The 20725-nt window shown below is 44.8% G+C and carries 14 protein-coding genes and 1 tRNA gene; 9 read left to right on the top strand and 6 right to left on the bottom strand.

The features are described from left to right. Positions 1 to 79: 79 nt before the first annotated feature. The 5 genes from pdxH to cysS all read right to left on the bottom strand — a co-directional run bounded on the left by pdxH (position 80) and on the right by cysS (position 7725). A complete protein-coding gene (gene pdxH, locus BTW00_RS02400) occupies positions 80 to 736 on the bottom strand; it encodes a pyridoxamine 5'-phosphate oxidase (RefSeq protein ID WP_075106088.1) in 657 nt (218 codons plus the stop codon). A gap of 102 nt (positions 737 to 838) precedes the next feature. Then, complete coding sequence (gene glmM / locus BTW00_RS02395; protein ID WP_075106053.1) at positions 839 to 2206, bottom strand: phosphoglucosamine mutase; 1368 nt, start codon at positions 2204 to 2206, stop codon at positions 839 to 841. A gap of 197 nt (positions 2207 to 2403) precedes the next feature. Continuing rightward, the gene (guaB, locus tag BTW00_RS02390; RefSeq protein ID WP_058024512.1) at positions 2404 to 3876 is read right to left on the bottom strand and encodes an IMP dehydrogenase; all 1473 of its coding nucleotides are present in this window, start codon (positions 3874 to 3876) and stop codon (positions 2404 to 2406) included. A 259-nt stretch (positions 3877 to 4135) separates the two neighbouring features. Further along, positions 4136 to 6100: a mechanosensitive ion channel family protein gene (locus BTW00_RS02385; RefSeq protein ID WP_256713969.1), complete on the bottom strand. Its 1965-nt coding sequence runs from the start codon at positions 6098 to 6100 to the stop codon at positions 4136 to 4138. A 164-nt stretch (positions 6101 to 6264) separates the two neighbouring features. After that, positions 6265 to 7725, bottom strand: a complete 1461-nt coding sequence (gene cysS, locus BTW00_RS02380; RefSeq protein ID WP_075106052.1) for a cysteine--tRNA ligase — start codon at positions 7723 to 7725, stop codon at positions 6265 to 6267. Between the two features lie 191 nt (positions 7726 to 7916). On the opposite strand from cysS, the gene BTW00_RS02375 reads away from it, so the two are divergent. After that, the gene (locus BTW00_RS02375) at positions 7917 to 8513 is read left to right on the top strand and encodes a cob(I)yrinic acid a,c-diamide adenosyltransferase (protein ID WP_075106051.1); all 597 of its coding nucleotides are present in this window, start codon (positions 7917 to 7919) and stop codon (positions 8511 to 8513) included. 145 nt (positions 8514 to 8658) lie between these two features. On the opposite strand, the gene BTW00_RS02370 is transcribed toward BTW00_RS02375, so the two are convergent. Continuing rightward, positions 8659 to 9606, bottom strand: a complete 948-nt coding sequence (locus BTW00_RS02370) for a hypothetical protein (protein ID WP_075106050.1) — start codon at positions 9604 to 9606, stop codon at positions 8659 to 8661. 345 nt (positions 9607 to 9951) lie between these two features. On the opposite strand from BTW00_RS02370, the gene BTW00_RS02365 reads away from it, so the two are divergent. The 8 genes from BTW00_RS02365 (at position 9952) to BTW00_RS02330 (ending at position 20594) form a co-directional block, all read left to right on the top strand. After that, the gene (locus BTW00_RS02365; RefSeq protein WP_075106049.1) at positions 9952 to 10680 is read left to right on the top strand and encodes a glycerophosphodiester phosphodiesterase; all 729 of its coding nucleotides are present in this window, start codon (positions 9952 to 9954) and stop codon (positions 10678 to 10680) included. A 471-nt stretch (positions 10681 to 11151) separates the two neighbouring features. Next, positions 11152 to 12330, top strand: a complete 1179-nt coding sequence (locus tag BTW00_RS02360; protein ID WP_178379238.1) for a fatty acid desaturase — start codon at positions 11152 to 11154, stop codon at positions 12328 to 12330. A 335-nt stretch (positions 12331 to 12665) separates the two neighbouring features. Further along, positions 12666 to 14132: a YdiU family protein gene (locus BTW00_RS02355; RefSeq protein ID WP_075106047.1), complete on the top strand. Its 1467-nt coding sequence runs from the start codon at positions 12666 to 12668 to the stop codon at positions 14130 to 14132. A 352-nt stretch (positions 14133 to 14484) separates the two neighbouring features. Continuing rightward, complete coding sequence (locus tag BTW00_RS02350) at positions 14485 to 16803, top strand: NADP-dependent malic enzyme (protein WP_075106046.1); 2319 nt, start codon at positions 14485 to 14487, stop codon at positions 16801 to 16803. Between the two features lie 164 nt (positions 16804 to 16967). After that, positions 16968 to 18146, top strand: a complete 1179-nt coding sequence (locus BTW00_RS02345; RefSeq protein ID WP_075106045.1) for a tRNA nucleotidyltransferase — start codon at positions 16968 to 16970, stop codon at positions 18144 to 18146. Positions 18147 to 18184: 38 nt separating this feature from the next. Further along, positions 18185 to 18997, top strand: a complete 813-nt coding sequence (locus BTW00_RS02340; protein ID WP_075106044.1) for a pteridine reductase — start codon at positions 18185 to 18187, stop codon at positions 18995 to 18997. Between the two features lie 93 nt (positions 18998 to 19090). Continuing rightward, a tRNA-Ile gene (locus BTW00_RS02335) sits at positions 19091 to 19167 on the top strand. A gap of 170 nt (positions 19168 to 19337) precedes the next feature. After that, entirely contained in the window at positions 19338 to 20594 is a 1257-nt protein-coding gene (locus tag BTW00_RS02330) for a tyrosine-type recombinase/integrase (protein WP_075106043.1), read from the top strand. Positions 20595 to 20725: the final 131 nt, after the last annotated feature.

The raw sequence follows: 20725 nt of genomic DNA, 5'->3' as shown, positions 1-20725 counted from the left end.
TCTAAATACCCGAGAAACTGGATATAGAGTGGATTTTTTATATTTTTAAATGAGCTAGGATTTCAAAATCAGCCAAACACTATGGTAGTAGACGCTTGGTCGTCCAGCTTTCAGCGCTTTGGCTATCATCATCTTGCGTATATACGATGCGGTCATGCATACGGTTGGCGCGACCTTGCCAGAACTCGATTTTTTCAACCGTAATCTCATACCCACCCCAAAACGCTGGTGTTGGTACGCTAATACCATCTGCATATTCTGCTTGCAGTTGCTCGAACGTTTGCTCCATCACCTCACGATTGGCGACTTCACCACTTTGCGGTTGACTGACCCAAGCACCTATTTGGCTATCATGTGGACGTTTTTGAAAATAGGTAGCAGATTTTTCAGCGTCAATTTTAGCAATACGACCGCTAATGCGAACTTGGCGCTCCAGCTCATGCCAAAAAAACAGCGCTTCAACATTGGGGTTTTCTACAACGTCCTGTCCTTTCGCGCTGTCATAATTGGTATAAAAAACAATACCTGTATCCGTAATTTCACGCAGTAACACGATACGGACGCTAGGTTTATTGTCTGCACCGCAAGTTGCCAAACTCATAGCATAAGGTTCTTGCACTTTTTGCGCTATTGCCTCATCCATCCAAGCCTTAAAGAGCTCAAATGGTGACGCTGGTACTGACTGTTGATCAAGCGCGCCTTTTTCATATGAAAGGCGTTGGTCGGTAAAGTCCATGCTCATGGTCATTCCTTATTATAAAATTATGACATTTCAACATTGTAATCTTGAGTGCTAAGCTTTGAATATTAAGCTTTGAATATTAAGCTTTGAATACTATTAGCCTAATACCGACTTGATATGATCAGCCAAATCATTTGCCATCACATCACACTCTATCTCATCATCGGACTCAACCATGACTCGAATCATAGGCTCTGTACCTGATTGGCGAATAAGAAGACGACCACGACCTTCTAAAGTCGTCTGTGCTTTGTCAAAAGCGGCGACCAGTTCTTCATGCTTGTATGGGTCTTGCATCTGAGACAAGCGTACATTGACCAGCTTCTGTGGTAGTACGTCAAACCCTTCGACCAGCTCACTCAGTGCACGTCCTTGCGCTTGCATCACAGCCAATACTTGCAACCCTGCTATGATCGCATCGCCTGTACGGCTTTTGTCCAGGCACAGAATATGTCCAGACGGCTCACCGCCTAGTATCCAGCCATTGGCTTCGAGGTCTTGCATGACATAGCGGTCGCCTACTTTTGCACGAGTAAAATCAATGTCAGCCGCCTTTAGTGCCAACTCTAATCCCATATTACTCATAAGCGTACCAACGACGCCTTGCGCTTTGGTGAGTCCTTGGGTCGCGAGCACATATAAGATACCGTCACCATCAACCAGCTTACCTGTCTCATCAACCATCACAATGCGATCGCCGTCACCATCTAATGCGATACCAACATCTGCTTCATGCTCAAGCACCGCTTTTTGCAGACCTTCAGGATGGGTAGAGCCACACTCAGCATTGATATTGATGCCGTCTGGAGTGTTATTGATAGCGATAACATTAGCACCAAGCTCCCGCATGACTCTAGGTGCGACGCTATAGCCTGCACCATTGGCACAATCAACCACGACGGTCAGATGGCTAAGATCATACTGATATGGGAAGCTGCCTTTGCAAAATTCAATGTATCGACCTTTTGCATCGTCAATTCGGCGGTTTTTGCCTAGGTTTGCAGGGTCAAGGATAGGCATCGTGGCATTGTTACCATTAGCATCACTCATGATTGCCGTTAATCTGTCATTAATTGCTATCTGCATCTCATCACTGATTTTTTTGCCACTACCTGAGAAGAACTTGATGCCGTTATCATAATAAGGATTATGTGACGCTGAGATAACCACACCCGCATCGGCATTAAAACTGCGAGTCAAATGTGCAATCGCTGGCGTCGGTAATGGACCAAGCATATAAACATCGACGCCAGCCCCGTTAAAACCTGCTTGCAGAGCACCTTCAATGACATAACCTGAGAGACGAGTATCTTTGCCGATGACCACACTTGGTTTGCGCGTAGAATTTTCGTTGGCTTCTATGAGCACCTGTCCAGTCGCATAACCCAGTTTTAAAATAAAGTCAGGGGTAATAGGCAATTCACCAAATTTTCCACGGATACCATCAGTGCCAAAGTAACTCATTATGTATGTTCCTCAGTTCTAAAAATAAAAGGCCAAGCGTATACGCAGGCAATACTGCTATTGTAATAATATGCTTTTATATTCTACAAAAAAAACAGCCAACAATAACAGAGCATTGTTGGCTGTTTGTATCTCAACGTCACTACAGCTCTGCAACTGAGCCAGTTCTCAAACAGTGCAGAGCTATAAAATACCGATTAGTTTACACGGTAGTTCGGCGCTTCTTTAGTGATCTGTACATCATGAACATGCGACTCTTTCATGCCTGCTGATGTGACTTTGATAAACTGTGGGTTGGTGCGCATATCTTCGATAGTTGCAGAACCTGTATAGCCCATTGATGAGCGTAAGCCACCAACCAATTGGTTGACAATACCAGCGACAGGTCCTTTGTAAGGAACGCGGCCTTCAATACCTTCTGGTACGAGCTTCTCTACGCCATCTTTGGCATCTTGGAAATAACGATCCGATGAGCCGTTTGATCCTGACATTGCACCCAAACTACCCATACCGCGGTAAGCTTTGTAATAACGGCCTTGGAACAGCTCAACTTCACCTGGTGCCTCTTCTGTACCAGCCATCAGGGAGCCTACCATGATGCACGATGCACCAGCCGCAATCGCTTTTGCCATATCACCTGAGTAGCGGATACCGCCGTCAGCGATTAATGGAATACTGTCTTTTAATGCACTAGCAACATTATCGATGGCTGATATTTGTGGTACACCGATACCTGCAATGATACGCGTGGTACAGATAGATCCAGGGCCGATACCGACTTTTACCGCATCAGCGCCAGCATCACGTAGTGCAAGTGCCGCTTCGCCTGTTGCGATGTTGCCACCGATAACTTGAACATGCGGATAGTTTTTCTTGATCCAAGAGACTTTGTCAATCACGCCTTTTGAGTGACCATGCGCCGTATCCACTACGATCACATCAACATCAGCAGCGATTAACGCTTCGACGCGTGCTTGTGTGTCTGCACCTGTACCAACCGCTGCACCGACACGCAGACGACCTTTCTCGTCTTTACACGCATTTGGATTGTTTTCGGCTTTGGCAAAATCATTGACCGTAATCAAGCCACGTAAGCGGAAGTTGTCGTCGATAACGATGACTTTTTCGATGCGATGCTCGTGCAGCAATCTTTTGATGTTTTCGTTGCTCTCACCTTCATGTACGGTGACCAACTGTTCTTTTGGTGTCATGATCTGACTAACTGGCAATGACAAGTTGGTCTCAAAACGCCAATCTCTGTGAGTCACGATACCTACTACGTTATCTGTACCCTTTTCGACCACAGGTACGCCTGAGATATTATTGTCTTGCGTCAAGCGTAGCAATTCACCAATCGTCATCTCTGGATGTACCGTGATTGGGTCAACAACCGTACCCGCTTCAAATTTTTTGACGCGGCGTACTTGTGTTGCTTGCTTTTCGATATCCATACTCTTGTGCAAGATACCCATGCCGCCAAGCTGTGCCATAGTAATGGCCATCTCAGACTCGGTTACTGTATCCATAGCCGCAGAGATCAGCGGAAGGTTTAGCGTGATGTTTTTGGTCAAACGGGTAGACAGATCGGCAGTTTTTGGCAGAACTTCAGAATAGGCTGGCAATAATAAAACGTCATCAAAGGTTAAGGCTTCATCGACAATTCGCAACATACAGACCCCTAGTGGTGGTTATTTTGATGGGTAGGAGCTCAGAGTTAGGCATATCAATCACTGCAACTGCATACACAGTGCTGACTCATGGCTAACCACTCAGTTATCCTATAAAAATAACGCCACATTATAACAAATAAGCACCTCTCTGACATACTATATTTGTCAGATTATTTTACACAAATACGTCTTCATCGATAATAAACATACACTATATGTTTAATGACGCTTTTTTATAGCGAATAGCTCTCCCTGAACGTTACAGACTTTCTGTTAACGTAAAACGCTCTGTCGGCAAATACTTGTTTTGCTGCTGATGCAAGTAGCCAAGCATCTGCTCACGCACTTCGCAAGCAAGCGTCCATGCTTCTATGGGACCTACTGCTGAAACAGCACCGCGCAGCTGAATGGTGTTTTCTGTCACTTCAACGACAAATATTTCGGGCTCAGTTTCGTTGTCCCAAAGCTCATTATCTTTAGTTACTGAGATAAACTGCTGGCGAATGGCCTCTATATCTGCACCATAATCAATGTATAAAAACACAGGACAGGTCTGATGCACTTCTGTATGTGACCAGTTCTCTACCCTTTCAGTGATCAACTGGCGCATCGGCACAATTAATCGACGCTTATCCCATGTTTTGAGTACCGCATAAGTGTAACGCAAGTCTTCCACAGTACTGAAATTACCATCCATTATCACGCTATCGCCAATCCGTACAGGCTGCGTCACTGCCACCTGCACCCCAGCAATGATGTTACCCAATATAGGCTGAGCGGCGATACCAATAACCACGCCAGCAATACCAGCTGAAGTCAGTAAGGTTTTGCCAAGACCTTCCATGTTGGCAAACTCACTCAGTCCTATCCAGATACTACCCAATATCATGACAAAAATGAAAACGCGGCGGAATATCGACACATAAGTGCGACGACGGCGCACTTTATCAAAATGCTCCTCTCCTAGGTTTTCAATCTGCATGTCTTGGTAACGATTGGCAAAAAAATTAATAGTACGAATACCTAGCCACATCGTACTAAATACCAACCCCGTCCAAATCAGCGGACGGGTTGATGAAGCCACTGCATCTAGATAAGGAAAACCACCAGAAACTAAGGTAAAAACGAGCGAGAAGCTGATGGTAAAGGTCAAAGGCACGGTTAGCTTATTGGCCAAATCTGCCACGCCATTGGCACTGCCAGCAGAGATGTTGTATTTTTCATTATCAACATAACGGCTGATGAGTTTTTCCGTGCTTTTACTTAGTATCCAACCTACGCCCATAGTAAATAAGAAAAACAGGATGAGCGCTGAAAACTCCCATAAGGCAATACCAAAAAATTGGAATTTTAACCAAGTAGGTAGATAACGCTCAAACTCCGATGGATGATATTGTTTATAAAGATTTTCAATATTACCCACTGTCTGCGCAGAGAACATCCAAACTGGCGCCTGATCACCTACCCTTACCCGCTCCAAGTAAACAGGAACACGACGTTCTCGGTACTCGATATAACCCAGCTGGATAGAGCGTCTAGGGATACCCATAACACTACTGTCGTTACCCAGTGGTGGTTCGATCAGACCATCAGGACGATCGGGCATATCATCAAATACGTATAGCTCTTTTTCGGATAGTAGAAAATCAAGCTGCTTGGTCAAATCAAGCGAACGGGTACGCTGGTTTTTCTCATCAATCAGATTCATATTGAGTGCATAAGCGGCCAAATCATACTGCTGCTTCATCACCGCAGATTGAAAAAACCCCAAAGTCGCAAGCGGCGTCGCCAAATTTGGTGGCTCAGCTAATGGTGGTAACCCGACATTGAGCTTGTTGAGTAAGTAGTAATTCTCGCTATACTCCCCTGTCAGTCCCATGTCACCTTGCAACGTCCCTGCTTGCTGTACCGCGCTACGCTCAGTGGGATCAAATATCTCTTCGGTAATACCAGAGACGCTAATATTTTCGTCTTTGATTGTATTTATTTGTTGGACAGCGTACTCAGCCAAATTGTCAGGTTTGCTAGCGACTTGTGAGCGGCCTTCCTCATTTGCCGCACTGGCAGGTATATAGATAGCGCTGATGGCTATAATAAGAAACCCTAAAACTACCTGCAGTGCATTGTAGCGGATATTATTACGCTCTACATCGCGGCGGTGACCACCGTCAATATCCATTGCTATGCCACGATCATCAGCATTACTATTTTTAAGAGTATTCATATTTTCAAAGCCACTGGTCTACAAAAGGAACGGATATAAAAGGAATGGATATAAAAAGTGCATTCGGTATGCTTTAACCTAATGCACTCTGCAAAAAAAAGCCAGCGTGAGCTGACTTAATTTATTAGCATGCGTATGTAATCTGATGCACAGCGTCTATATATCTATGCGCGGCGCCATGTTGTACCAGCGCGGCTGTCTTCAAGCTCAATACCAGCCTCTTTTAGCTGCTCACGTATTTCATCAGCACGCGCAAAGTTTTTGTTGGTTTTGGCATCTGCACGCTCGACGATTAACCCTTCAATAGCCGCATCAGTCAAACCATCTTCTGCTTTATCACCAATCACCGCTTGCAAAAACTGCTGCACAGGTTGTTGTAAGATATTCAACACCTGCGCCAATGCTTTTAATTGCTGTGCCAACTGCCATGCTGTCTCGACTTCTTCAGCTTTGATGGCTTTATTGATGTCGCGTGCCAGACCAAATAAAACACTAATCGCTGTTGAGCTATTGAAGTCATCATTCATGGCTTTGATAAAATCTTGTCCAGCAGCCGTATTATAGGCGTCTGTCATGATGCGATCATCGATTGTGATTGTCTGCCCTTTTTGCTGCTCAGCCAGTTTTAACGCGTTGTATAATCTGCTTAGGCTATTATGAGCTTCATCTAATGCACTATCTGAAAAATTTACCTGGCTACGATAATGGCTTGATAATAAGAAAAAACGCACCGTTTCAGGCAAGTATTTTGCTATAACATCGCGAATGGTTGAGAAATTAGCCAACGACTTGGACATTTTTTCGCCGTCAACATTGATAAACCCGACGTGCATCCAGTTACGCGCGTACTCACAACCCGTCGCTGCCTCAGACTGGGCAATTTCATTCTCATGATGCGGGAACTGCAAGTCGTGACCGCCGCCATGAATATCAAAGGTATTGCCCAAGCACTTGGTCGACATGGCCGAGCATTCAATATGCCAACCCGGACGCCCCTGTCCCCAAGGTGACGCCCACTGCGGCTCATCAGGTTTCGCCGCTTTCCAAAGCACAAAGTCAAATGGGTTGCGCTTATCATTTTCGACATCGACACGTGAACCTGCCTGCATCTCATCAAGATTGCGCTTCGATAATTTGCCATAATCCGCAAAACTATCGACAGCATAGTAGACATCGCCATTGTCGCCTGCATATGCATAGTCACCTGTGACCAGCGTCTCAATCATGGTTTGCATATCATCGATATGATCAGTCGCGCGCGGCTCCGCATCAGGTGCCAAGCAGCCAAGGGCTGCAAAATCCTCATGCATCGCTGTAATAAAGCGCTGGGTCAACGCTCCAATCTCTTCGCCATTCTCGGCGGCGCGCGCAATGATTTTGTCATCAATATCAGTGATATTGCGCACGTAATTGACGTCATAACCCAATTGGGTGAGCCAGCGCACCACCATATCAAACCCAATCATCATTCGAGCGTGCCCGATATGACAATAGTCGTAGACGGTCATACCACACACATACATACCCACTTTCCCTGCTTTGAGTGGTTCAAACGGACGCTTGCCGCCAGTCAGTGAGTCATAAATAGCAAGTTGAGACATCGCATCTGCAAGTGGTGTGGTCATAATAAAAGAGCCTTTTAGCATAAATATAATAAATAGATTGAAAATATCAGCCGCAGCAAGTAAGCAAGCCGTACCGATGATATGATTATAATTTTAACGTAACCCATTATCTTAGCGAAAACAGGCGTAAAATACTACAATGAGCAGGCAACTACCACCATTCAATCATAAAAACCGTTAAGGATATAAAGATGGGCAATCGATTAAGCAAAATATACACGCGTACTGGAGATGATGGCAGCACGGGTATGGCTGATGGCAGTCGACTCAGTAAAGCTGACAATCTGTTCGGTGTCATGGGTGATATCGACGAGCTCAACTCACATATCGGACTGGTGCGTGCTCAACTACAAAGAAACAAAGGCCAATCTATCAGCAAGGATTTTTCTCAAGCCTTAGTTATTATTCAGCATCTATTGTTCAATATCGGCGGTGAGCTTGCCATGCCAGAATATGAGGGCGTCAATGCCACCCATATCGAATGGCTAGAGCAACAAATCGATATGATGAATACCTCGCTGCCACCACTGAAAGACTTTATTTTACCCACAGGCTCTGTACTGGTGAGCCAGTTGCATGTAGCACGTAGTGTGTGTCGCCGAGCTGAGCGCCAAGCTGTGTTATTGCAGGAGCAGCGCCCAGCAGCCATACGGCGCACTGCCATCAGCTTTATCAATCGTTTATCTGATTGGTTGTTTGTCGCTGCGCGCTTTTGTACAGATCCCGAACAAGTCTCTGAAGTACTATGGGACAGTCAAGTCTTGCAAAACTTCGCTGACAATCGCTAATGAATCAAACCTAATATTGCTAGCACCCTCTGACCTAGGTTGATTTTTCGATTATAAAAAAACCCGCAGCACTCATGTTACGGGGTTTTTATTACTTAGCAATATCTATCGACTACCAGTTGCTAACTACTCATAAAATTGCAAATTAGTAAGTAGCGCTATCATCTTCAATGATGACCATATCGATGGTTTCATCTTTCGGCACGGATTTTGGCGTCGCTGGCGTTACTGGTTTTTTGGTCTCAGTAGTAGCCGCTGCTTGATTGTTTTCTGTCGAGCTGTTTTGGTTGCTGGTCGGTTTATTGATGGTTGGCGGCGTCGCAGGTTCAGTAGGACGAATTGGCTCAACTGGCGTGATGGTTCTAGGCTGCTGACGAGCGGGTGCTGCTTGAGTATTATTGTTACTGCTTTGGGCTGCTGCACGGCGCTCAGCACGCTCCTCATCCATCGCAGATTTCAACACAGAGCCTGCCATCACATCTGAAACCACAGTAATCAACGCTGGCTGTCCAGCAATACGCGTGCGCACTTGCCCGCCTTGAGTACCGACAACATAAGTAAAGGCGTCATCAACGAGCATGTTGTTATTGATACGGATATTGTCTTGCGCCAAACGAGATTGCAGGCTTGGCTGATTGTTAGCCGCTTGCACTTGACTGGCTTGATACAAGTCTTCACTTGGCAGTGTCATGCTGACACTTGCTTGGCACGTTGTCATACCATTGTCATTGGCTTTTTGTAGTATTGCAGCGTTTTGCACATCGATAACCACGCCATTGATTTTTTCAGTGACAACGCCGCTTTCTAGACTAATCTCGGCATCATTTGCATAATTAGCAGCCAACGCTTGTGCCTGTTGGTTGAGCGTATTTTTTAAAGCAGATTTGAGACGGTCTTGTACCATCGGGTCATCACAATTGATAGCAGGAGCGACGGCACTTTCGGTCGCTACTGGCTCTTGTTCCGTTATCTCTGCCGTATCGGCAGTATCTTCTTTCTCTGAGCGATCACAGCCTGCAAGCGCCAAACTACATACTATTCCGATTCCAGCCACTTTATGCCACTTGCTCAAACTTATATTTGCTACGCTCATATTTACTTTACTCCCAATTTACTGGTTCTTACCGCCACTGATGGACAATATTTAACACTCAAACTGCATGGCAGACTTATAAAACAATGGTGTCATTAACGGTCTGCGATAGATTTGAAAACCACATCATTATACGGTGTTTGGTTGAAATGGTCATTAGTGTAGCCCATGGATATACAAATAGCGCCCCTCATTATGGGTAAAACCTGCGTTTGGTTGCAAAAACATAACAAATACTAGAGAAACATCAGACACAAAGTATATTGGTCACGCCACAAATTCTATTAGACGTTGATGTCATGACAATATATGATGAGTCGTAAAATCAGTCAGTAGTCATGTGATATGGTAAATTTCAAAAACACGCGTTTATTAGGTCATCGTGGCGCTCGCGGAGAGAGTTTAGAGAATACCTTTTCAGGCTTTAAGTATTCTCAAAATCTAACCTCACAAGGCTTGGCAGGGGTTGAATTTGATATTCAACTGAATGCCGATGGTCACTTGATTGTGTTCCATGACGATGATTTGGAGCGTATGTGCGGTCAACAGTCGCGTATTGATCAGCTCGGGCTTACAGAGATTCAGTGCCGCTTACAATTCGGGCAGCCAATCATGACTTTAGCCAATATAGCGCCTGTACTGAGAGGATTTAGGGTGATTGAGCTTGAGATTAAAACTCACAATCGAACCAATTATGCGGTGTTGGTTAATGCACTGGCGCAAGAGCTTATCGATACACCGCTTGCCAGCTTGCCAGTGGTGCTGACCAGCTTTGATGTGGAGCTGCATAATCGGTTGCAACGCCACAAACTATTATCTCGCATACCGCGAGGATTATTGATTCGCACGCCAGATGCCTTGGCAGGAGCGACAAACACCGCTTTGCAGCTTGGTTGTATCCAATTAGGTATTCATTATCCGCTTTTGACACAAGACGTTATCAAACATAGTCACCGTTATGGGTTGCCTGTAAGCGCTTGGACGGTCAATGATGTCCATACGATTGAACAGCTTATAAGCTGGAATACCGACGTGATTATTACTGACTTTCCACGTCATTTATTATTGCCTTGAACCGTCTATCCATATTTTTCACTTTTAGATAAATCTCTTTTTTCACCCTTACAGTCCCTACATATCTATAGCGTTACTTACACTTCCCCTTAATGCCTGACAAGTTATCGGCATTTTTGACTCATACAGCCTATAATTCATACAAGTTATTGTTATTTAGCAATATTTTTATAGTGTATAAGTGTTCACTTTATATGTTTTTTCAGGTACTATGGGGACTTAAATTAATACCGTTAGGGATATTATATGATTGCAAAAAAAGCACTTGGCTTACCGCTTAAAGGCTTACGTTTCGCTATCAAATCTGGCGATACCTTTGTAAAGAACGCCAGCACTCAAGTCACGCGTTTTAAGACTCGTTTTGATGAAAAGAAAGCGCATATGGCTCTTGACGAGCAGCCTACGGCAAAACGCAACTACGCTAACGCTTCTGAGCAAACGGATGTTCTGACAAAAGAGCAAAGCATTGATATGCGTGAGTTTGAATTTACAAAAGCGCCAATCAACTGGATTCCAGCGACTTTTTTGGTAACGACGCCGATTGCTGCTGCTATCATTACACCATGGTATTTGTTTACTCATGATGTAAGCGCCCCTGTCTGGGGTGTATTTGGTGCCTTTATGGTATGGACTGGCATTAGCATCACCGCCGGTTATCATCGCCTGTTGGCGCACCGTGCTTACAAAGCGCATCCAATCGTCAAAAACTTTTTATTGCTTGGATCTACCCTAGCGGTACAAGGGTCTGCATTTGACTGGGTTTCAGGTCACCGTGTTCATCATCGTCATGTCGATGATGTGATGGACGATCCGTACTCAGCAAAACGTGGGTTCTGGTTCAGCCATATCGGCTGGATGCTACGTAACTATCCTAGCGGCAACTTTGACTACAAAAACATTCCTGACTTGACCAAAGACAAAGTCCTACAGGTACAGCATAAATATTATGGCCTATGGGTACTAGCCACCAACGTTGGTTTGGTCGCGGCTATTGGTTGGTTGTTGGGTGATGTTTGGGGCACGCTTGTGTTGGCAGGTTTGCTGCGCTTGGTATTGACGCATCACTTTACTTTCTTCATTAACTCATTGTGTCATATGCTTGGTAATCGTCCTTATACCGATACCAACACCGCTCGTGATAATTTCTTCTTGGCTCTCTTTACGTGGGGTGAGGGTTATCACAACTACCATCACTTCTTCCAATACGACTATCGTAATGGCGTAAAATGGTGGCAGTATGACCCAACCAAATGGTTGATCGCTGGTTTGTCAAAGATTGGGTTGACCTCTGATCTGCGCACGGTCGATGACACGACCATCAAACATGCTGAAGTTCAAATGCAGTTCAAAACAGCACAGCAGCAAATTGATACGGCTAACAACAGTGGCATTGATCTTCCTCACGCGATGAAGAGCTTCCAAGATCGTATTAAGTTTGAATATGATGCCTTTACACAGACTGTTGCAGAATGGCAGGCGCTAAAAGCAAAAACGATTGAACTCAAAAAGACAGAGTTCGCTGATCGCTTGCACGAGGCTGATGATAAGCTCAAGCATGATTATGCTAAGATTGAGCAAAAAATTCTTGAGCATAATAATAACCTAAAGAATGCTTTTCGCTCTATTGGTATCAGCAAAAAAGCCGCCTAACTGGTTTTTATAAGTTATCGTAATTGTCAGGTTTCTCCTTCCCTCTATCTGCCCTAGATAGGGGGATTTTTTTGTTTATAATTTATGGTTTATGTCACTACCTTTACTTTTAATAATCTTATCATCGTAGTAAATGATGAAATATATAGGCTCAATCGTTGCAACCTCCAACCTAGTGACAGTAACCAACTAATCCACTAAACTCAGCTCACCCAAAGTAGCTAGTTTTATTTTTTGGCTAGATATTACAAGAGATGGACAGAGTGCAACGATGCCATATGAGTGCTATGTTATAGTGACATTCTCACTTTTATATTTTAATGGAAACGGCCTGTATGCGTTATCAAAATACTTATGTCAATCTCGACACGCGCCTTTATCATGAGCAGCCGCCCACGCCACTGGACACTCCACGTGCTGGACACTTCAATACCCAAGTCGCACAGCAATTAGGTTGGGCAGACAATGAAGATCTGATGACCAATTGGGTTGAGATATTGGGTGGTCAATATGTGCCATCTGACTTTAGACCATTGGCAATGGCGTATGCAGGTCATCAGTTCGGACAATGGGCTGGGCAACTGGGTGACGGACGCGGTTTGCTGATGGCGCAAGTGCTCGATAGCAATGGACAACCTCAAGACTTACATCTCAAAGGGGCTGGCCTGACACCCTACTCACGCATGGGTGATGGGCGTGCGGTCTTACGTAGTACGATTCGAGAGTACTTATGCGGTCACGCATTGACGCAGCTTGGTATCTCCTCTTCCAATGCCTTAGGTTTTGTTGTCTCTGATACGAGAGTGCGCCGTGAGCGTATCGAAGCGGGTGCGGCATTGATGCGTGTGGCTGATAGCCATATTCGCCTTGGTCATGTTGAATGGATTGCCAGCTTTGCACCTGACTTACTCGGTGAGTTTACCGACTATATGATTGATACTTATTATCCAGAGTGTCGCAATAGCGATGCCCCCACAGCAGCGTTTTTGACCTCAGTCGTTGGGCGCACTGCACGCATGATTGCTGACTGGCAACTGATTGGCTTTGCTCACGGTGTGATGAACACGGATAACTTATCCATTACAGGCAGTACTTTGGATTTCGGGCCGTTTGGCTTTATGGAGCGCTTCAATCCTGCATGGATTAACAATCACTCTGACCATACTGGTCGCTACGCCTACCAAAACCAGCCTGCTATCGGTCATTGGAATCTGAACGTTTGGCTGCCGCATTTTATGCGCCTGCAAGGTATTAGCCGTGAGACGCTCTCTGAGTGCTTGGCACCTTACGAAGCAACCTTTATGCAGCATTATCAGCAAGGTCTATGCCGCAAGCTTGGACTACCACACCGAAGCGACAGCCTGAGCTTGGCTTTTGAATGGTTAACGTTGTTAGAAGACAACTTGCTCGACTATACCAATAGTTTCCGTGCGCTCCTCGGTTTGGTCACGCCGAACGATCACCCATATGAGCAAAAATTACTGACTACCATGACTACTGAATTAAGCAGTGATGCACAGCAAGTGTGGCAAGATTGGTCTATACGTTATCTGGCACAGGTTGAGCAATCATCAACCGTGCAAGCAATCAACGATATGCAGACCAATAACCCTGTGTACGTTTTGCGTAATAGTATGGCGCAGCGTGCCATTACTGCCGCAGAGCAAGGTCAGTTTGAAGAAGTCGATCGTGTCTATCGCCTGCTAACTAATCCTTATCACGTCCAAGATATCGCGACTGATCTCGATACGAGTACACCGGCGCCGAACGTACCGCAAATGCCTATTAGCTGCTCATCTTAATATGGATGTATACTGTAATATTTTGAATATATTATCAAATTAAGGTTGATATTGGTCGGTGTTTTTTGGCATTATCAACCAGATAAATAACGAATATCATTTTATTATATTATTCGCACGCTTCCATACGGTCGACTAGGCAGCGAATTGCCAATAATGGTAGAATGACTATTTTTGCTAGATTGCTTTTTTGACCTGATTTTTGATCAACGACCGTGATTCTGATGGTCGTTAGTCATTTAACGTTCAAAGCCCTTTGCTGATGATTATAATCATTCAATTATTTCTGAGGGTTAGACGTTTTTTATCACCATTTAATTTATTCCAATTTATTCCAACCATGGCAATTATTATGAATGACGATACCACTTCGAATACGGATAACCTCAGTACAGAAAAAGAGCAGTTTGAACAAGCTGCCTTACATTACCATGAGTTTCCACGCCCAGGTAAAATCTCAGTAACTCCTACTAAGCAGCTAGCTAACCAACGCGATCTGGCACTCGCCTACTCTCCAGGTGTGGCTGTACCGTGTCTTGAGATCCAAAAAGATCCAAAGCTCGCTTCTAAATATACGGCACGTAACAACTTAGTTGGTGTCATCACTAACGGTACTGCCGTACTAGGTCTGGGTAATATCGGTCCATTGGCATCAAAACCAGTGATGGAAGGTAAAGGCGTTCTATTCAAAAAGTTCGCAGGTATCGACGTTTTTGATATTGAAATTGACCAAAATGATCCAGATAAGTTCATCGAAGCGGTTGCTTCTCTTGAGCCTACCTTTGGTGGTATCAACTTAGAAGATATCAAAGCACCAGAATGTTTCAAAATTGAGCGCGTATTACGTGAGCGTATGAACATTCCTGTTTTCCATGACGATCAACATGGCACCTCAATCATTGTTGCCGCAGCGATGCTTAATGCGCTATTGATCACTGGCAAAAAAATCGAAGAAATTAAAGTTGTCTGTTCAGGTGCAGGTGCAGCCGCCATCTCTTGTCTAGACATCATTTGCGCGCTTGGTGTTAATAAAAACAACATTATTGTTTCAGATTCACGTGGCATTATCAGCACTAGTCGTGAAAACCTTGATGAAACCAAACAACGTTATGCTCGTGAGACAACCGCTACCTCTATCGAAGAAGTGATGGACGATGTGGATATGTTCTTAGGTCTATCTATGCCAGGTACTCTATCAGAAGATATGGTTCGCCGTATGGCAAAAGATCCTATCGTCTTTGCACTTGCCAACCCAACACCTGAAATCATGCCAGAATTGGCACATGCGGTACGTCCAGACGTCATCATGGCAACTGGTCGCTCAGATTATCCAAACCAAGTAAACAACGCACTATGTTTCCCATACATCTTCCGGGGTGCATTGGATGTTGGTGCGACAACCGTCAACGAAGAGATGAAAGTCGCTTGCGTAAAAGCCATCGCTGCCATGGCACACGTCGAAGCAACCCCTACGACCAACGTCAGAAACATCGAGACGATGAAAAGCTTCGGTCGTGACTACCTAATCCCTGGCCCTCTAGAGCCAAACCTAATCATCGAGATTGCCTCTGCGGTTGCCAAAGCGGCAATGGACTCAGGCGTAGCGACACTGCCAATCGAAGACATGAAGGCATATCGTCAGCGTCTGTCTGAGTTTGTCTACAACTCTGCGTTTGTTATGAAGCCTATCTTTGCACGCGCTAAGTCTGCGCCAAAGCGTATCGTATACTGTGAAGGCGAAGACAATAATATCTTATTGGCCGTACAAGTGGTCGTCGATGAAGGCTTGGCTCAGCCAATCTTGGTTGGTCGTCCAGCAGTCATCAACGATCACATCAATAAGTTGGGCTTACGTCTAAAAGATGGCGAAAACATCACGATCGTCAACCAAGATGATGATCCTCGCTACAAAGACTACTGGCAGGGCTACTACGAGAAAAACAAGCGCCGCGGCGTGAGTATCGAGCTTGCTCGTCGTGATGTTCGTCGCAAAACCACTTTAATTGGTTCTCTGCTAGTCGACAACGGTGATGCTGATGGTATGATTTGTGGTACGTTTAGTGACTATCAGATGCACCTAAAATATGTCGAGAATGTCATTGGCAAAAAAGAAGGCATCAATGATTTTTATTCGATGAATGCCGTATTGATGCAAGATCGCAACATCTTTATCGCTGATACGTACGTCCATGAAGATCCAACCGCTGAGCAGTTGGCTGAAATGACCGTTCTGGCTGCCGATCAAATCCGCCGTTTTGGTATCACGCCACGTGTTGCATTAGTCTCTCATTCAAACTTTGGCGCTTCAAATCTTGCCAGCGCGGTCAAAATGCGCAAGGTTCATGAGCTACTAACTGACATGAATGTCGACTTTGATTTTGAAGGCGAGATGCAAGGAGATGCCGCACTGAATGAACATATCCGCCTAAACGATATGCCATCAAGCCCACTAAAAGGCGCTGCGAACTTGCTGATCTTGCCAACGCTTGACGCCTCAAATATTGCCTTTAATTTACTTAAAACGGCAACCAGCAGTGCGTCTATTGGACCTATCTTGTTAGGTACGAATAAGCCAGTACATATCTTGACGCCATCAGCGACTGCTCGCGGTATCGTCAATATGACGGCATTGACTGTGACTGAAGCACAAGATTTAGAAAGCGAAAAATAATCAGACGTCCTACTTCGTATGATTATGTGATTCAAAAGGGCTCTGTCATCCATTGGCAGGGCCTTTTTGCTATACTAAAACCGGCCAATGCACATCACGCATGGGCGGTTTTTTGATTTATTGCGATTGGGCCGCTGATATCGGTTCAATAAGAAGAGGCTTTTATGCAAATTTATCTTGTGGGTGGTGCGGTTCGAGATCAACTATTACAACAACCTGTCAAAGATAAAGACTTCGTCGTCGTTGGTGCAACTGTCTCGGAGATGCTTGATGCAGGGTTTCAACAAGTAGGTGCGGACTTCCCTGTGTTTTTGCATCCCACCACTCATGAAGAGTATGCCCTTGCACGTACAGAGCGCAAGCAAGGCTCAGGATATAAAGGCTTTAGCGTACATGCCAGTCCTAATGTTAGTTTAAAAGAGGATTTGCAGCGCCGTGATCTGACTATCAATGCGATGACTATAGAGGTCACTAGTCTCGCTGATGACACCCCCATCAGTGGCGAAGTCATTGACTATTACGGTGGGTTACAAGATTTAGAGAACAAAACGTTACGTCATGTATCTGACGCTTTTAGCGAAGACCCATTACGAGTGCTGAGGACGGCTCGATTTTACGGGCGTTATTATGATTTGGGTTTTACCATTGCGGAAGACACCTTGACCCTAATGCGTCAACTGGTCAACTCAGGAGAGCTTGCTCATTTGAGTGCGGAGCGTATCTGGCAAGAGTCAAGCCGTGCAACGATGCAACTATCACCGCAAGTATACTGGCAGCAATTGTTTGATATCGGTGCACTTACCGAGTATTTTGCGCCATTACATGGGGCTTGGAATAATACGCATATAAGAGAGACGGTGCAGACGGCACTATATTTTGCTGGTCAAATGCGCCTAAACTTGCCACAGCGTTGGGCACTGTTAATGGTCAGCCTGACCCCGTCACTATTTAATAATGAACATACGCATGACCAATCAAAAGCGCTAAGAGATATCAATGATATCGGTAATAAAGCTAAAGTCCCCAAAGCGCATACGCAGTTCGCTACCCTATTCGCTCAGCAAGCCGAAACGCTGAGCATGATAAACAGTCTGAGCGCTGCCAAAAAGATTGACCTTATACAAGCTTGTGGTGCTCATAAAGAGCCAGATAAGCTGTCACAGCTCCTTGTATGCAGTCACGTCTTACAGCTGGCAACACAGCACCGTCAAATGATGCTGGCACTAAATAGCTTTCACGCTGTCGGCATGACTGACATTGCGCCAGACCTTAAAGGCCCCGCTATTGGTGCAGCCTTACGCCAAAGCAGAATTGAACACTTACAAGCGCATGACGCCTATTAAAAAGTATTTTAAAAAACATTTTAAAAAACATTGTCACTATGAACCAAGAACCTAACACTCTGCTATCAAAGAATACTGACACCCAACCTCCGGTGATGCTGGTAACTGGTAGCGCTAAGCGCATCGGTGCGGCAATTATCAGAGCAGCGCACACTCAAGGCTACCGTGTCATTATTCATTGTCATCGTAGCGAAAAAGAAGCTAATAGCTTAGCTGACCAACTTAACAAAAGCCGTGCTAATAGCGCAGTGGTTATTGTTGCGGATTTGGCAGTAGTCAATCATGGTACAGCGTTAGAGGATTTTGTTAAAAATATCATAGAAGCCTTTGGACAGCTAGATATACTGGTACATAATGCGTCACGGTTCTACCCAAGCCCGCTTGGTAACATTGATTATACGCAGTGGGATGAATTACTTCTAACCAATGCCAAGGCGCCTTTACTATTGAGCCAAGCGCTAGTGCCCTACCTCAAACATCAGCAAGGCTGTATTATCAGCTTATTGGATATTCACGCGCATGATAGACCGTTTAACAATTATACGGTCTATAACATGGCAAAAGCTGCGCATCGAATGATGGTTCAGTCGCTAGCGTTAGAGCTGGCACCAGACATACGCGTCAATGGTGTTGCACCTGGCGTCAATATCTTACCCGACCCCAATGGCGACCAAGCCATGGATGAAGTACAACAAACCAATATTATCGATTCAATCCCTATGCAAAGAATCGGCAAACCTGAGGAGATTGCTCATAGTGTACTGTACTTGGTACAGGCGCATTATGTCACAGGTGAAATTATCACAATCGATGGGGGGCGTAGCCTGACTTTGGCTGGTAGTGGCTTTTAATCCGCTTTTAAACCGATTAAAAATTTATTGGTTACTTGTTATCTTTTACTTGAAAAATTCAAAAAATCAGGTATCATTGTGCGTCTAACGTTAGGGCCCATAGCTCAGTTGGTTAGAGCAGAGGACTCATAATCCTTTGGTCGTAGGTTCAAGTCCTACTGGGCCCACCAAATTCAAACCCTTATAAGCCACGGTTTATAAGGGTTTTTTGTTGTCTGTAGGTTTTGGCTGGCTTGTATTGATGTGCGAAAAGAACCCTCATGGGCACTTTGTGGGCACTTCTTAAAACCTTGCTTATCGGCTATCATACCCATGTAAATCAACGAAATAGGCGGACACAATGGCAAGGGTTAAGCTCACTAAGCGATTCATAGACAGTCTTGAATACTCGGAGAAAGCAGACATCTACCAAGATGAATTGGTTAATGGCTTTGCTGTGCGTACAAACAAGACAAATAAAAGCTATATGATTAGCAAAAGAATCAATGGCAAGATGATTCGTAAGTCTATTGGTGATTGCTCGGTCATGACGTTGCAGGATGCACGCGAACAAGCGATGTCAATAATATCCGACTTGATGCAGGGTAAGGACCCATTCAACGATGATATGAAAGATGTCGTGGTTCCCACGCTCGGTGAAGCCTATGAATATTACATCTCTCATAAGCCTGGGCTCAAGCAATCAACCATTGCCACCTACAATCGGCAGATACCAGGTAAGCTGGCAGAGTGGCTAGACAGACCGATGAATGAGATCATGCAAAGCAATGTCACTGAAAAACACTTGGAGTTGACTAAGCTGAGCCCATCACAAGCCAACGCCACCTTTAGGGCTCTTAACGCGGTATGGAATTTTTCGCGCCTAAGTTTTTTAGACAAGTCCGAATCCCCTATCATCAAGCCAAGCCCTATTGAGATACTGACAGCAAAGAAACTTTGGAACACGGTTAAGCCTCGCACCACATATCTCAGTGAAGATACGATGGGTAACTATGTGCGCGTGCTGCTAGATTTTAGGAGTGAGGATTTTCACACGATGCAGCCGCATAGCAATAACGCACGCGACATCATGCTGCTGTTTTTGTGTACTGGCATACGTGCCAGCGAGGGCTACACGTTAAGATGGGATTATATCGATTTAAAACACGGCACGATGACTATCCATGAAACCAAAAATGGTGATACCCTGCATGTGCCATTGGGTAAAGTGATGTGTGCCATGCTCGCCCATCGACATCACTACCGACAAGATGAGCCGTGGCTGTTCCCTTCTCGCTTAAAAGAGTGCGACGGTAATCTAACGGATATATCAAAACAGTATAAAAATATTGGTGACGCTGCAGGTATTCATATCACACCGCATGATCTGCGTCGAACCTTCTCAACCATTGGTGATATTCTCAATCTAAATATGTCAGTTATTAAGCGTTTAATGAATCATAGGGCATCAAAATCATCTGACGATGTGACCTTGCAATACATTCAAGTAAGTCAAAAAAGACTGCGCGCTGCTATGAATGAAATTGAAACCTTTGTTTTTAATGAAGCTGGCTTTACGCAAGATGAAGTGATTGAGAAGCTTTATAAAATACATTAGAACTTAAGCGACTTTTATAACTCCCGGCTGATATATAAGGGTTTCGGCGTTTTTGCTCTCTCAAATTTTTGCGTTCATTTGCGTTCATTTGCGTTCATTTGCGTTCATTTGCGTTCATTTGCGTTCATGAA

Source organism: Psychrobacter sp. C 20.9, from assembly GCF_001921765.1.
Lineage (GTDB): Bacteria > Pseudomonadota > Gammaproteobacteria > Pseudomonadales > Moraxellaceae > Psychrobacter > Psychrobacter piscatorii_B.
Note: the sequence above shows the minus strand (reverse complement) of the source record. Positions and strands in the feature narration are given on the sequence as shown.

What these genes read in the sequence shown, in the direction of transcription:
- BTW00_RS02350 (WP_075106046.1), top strand. Translation starts at nt 14,485, where the DNA reads ATGAATGACGATACCACTTCGAATACGGATAACCTCAGTACAGAAAAA.
- guaB (WP_058024512.1), bottom strand. Translation starts at nt 3,876, where the DNA reads ATGTTGCGAATTGTCGATGAAGCCTTAACCTTTGATGACGTTTTATTA.
- glmM (WP_075106053.1), bottom strand. Translation starts at nt 2,206, where the DNA reads ATGAGTTACTTTGGCACTGATGGTATCCGTGGAAAATTTGGTGAATTG.
- BTW00_RS02345 (WP_075106045.1), top strand. Translation starts at nt 16,968, where the DNA reads ATGCAAATTTATCTTGTGGGTGGTGCGGTTCGAGATCAACTATTACAA.
- BTW00_RS02340 (WP_075106044.1), top strand. Translation starts at nt 18,185, where the DNA reads ATGAACCAAGAACCTAACACTCTGCTATCAAAGAATACTGACACCCAA.
- BTW00_RS02385 (WP_256713969.1), bottom strand. Translation starts at nt 6,100, where the DNA reads ATGAATACTCTTAAAAATAGTAATGCTGATGATCGTGGCATAGCAATG.
- BTW00_RS02330 (WP_075106043.1), top strand. Translation starts at nt 19,338, where the DNA reads ATGGCAAGGGTTAAGCTCACTAAGCGATTCATAGACAGTCTTGAATAC.
- cysS (WP_075106052.1), bottom strand. Translation starts at nt 7,725, where the DNA reads ATGACCACACCACTTGCAGATGCGATGTCTCAACTTGCTATTTATGAC.
- BTW00_RS02370 (WP_075106050.1), bottom strand. Translation starts at nt 9,606, where the DNA reads ATGAGCGTAGCAAATATAAGTTTGAGCAAGTGGCATAAAGTGGCTGGA.
- BTW00_RS02365 (WP_075106049.1), top strand. Translation starts at nt 9,952, where the DNA reads ATGGTAAATTTCAAAAACACGCGTTTATTAGGTCATCGTGGCGCTCGC.
- BTW00_RS02360 (WP_178379238.1), top strand. Translation starts at nt 11,152, where the DNA reads ATGCGTGAGTTTGAATTTACAAAAGCGCCAATCAACTGGATTCCAGCG.
- BTW00_RS02355 (WP_075106047.1), top strand. Translation starts at nt 12,666, where the DNA reads ATGCGTTATCAAAATACTTATGTCAATCTCGACACGCGCCTTTATCAT.
- BTW00_RS02375 (WP_075106051.1), top strand. Translation starts at nt 7,917, where the DNA reads ATGGGCAATCGATTAAGCAAAATATACACGCGTACTGGAGATGATGGC.
- pdxH (WP_075106088.1), bottom strand. Translation starts at nt 736, where the DNA reads ATGGACTTTACCGACCAACGCCTTTCATATGAAAAAGGCGCGCTTGAT.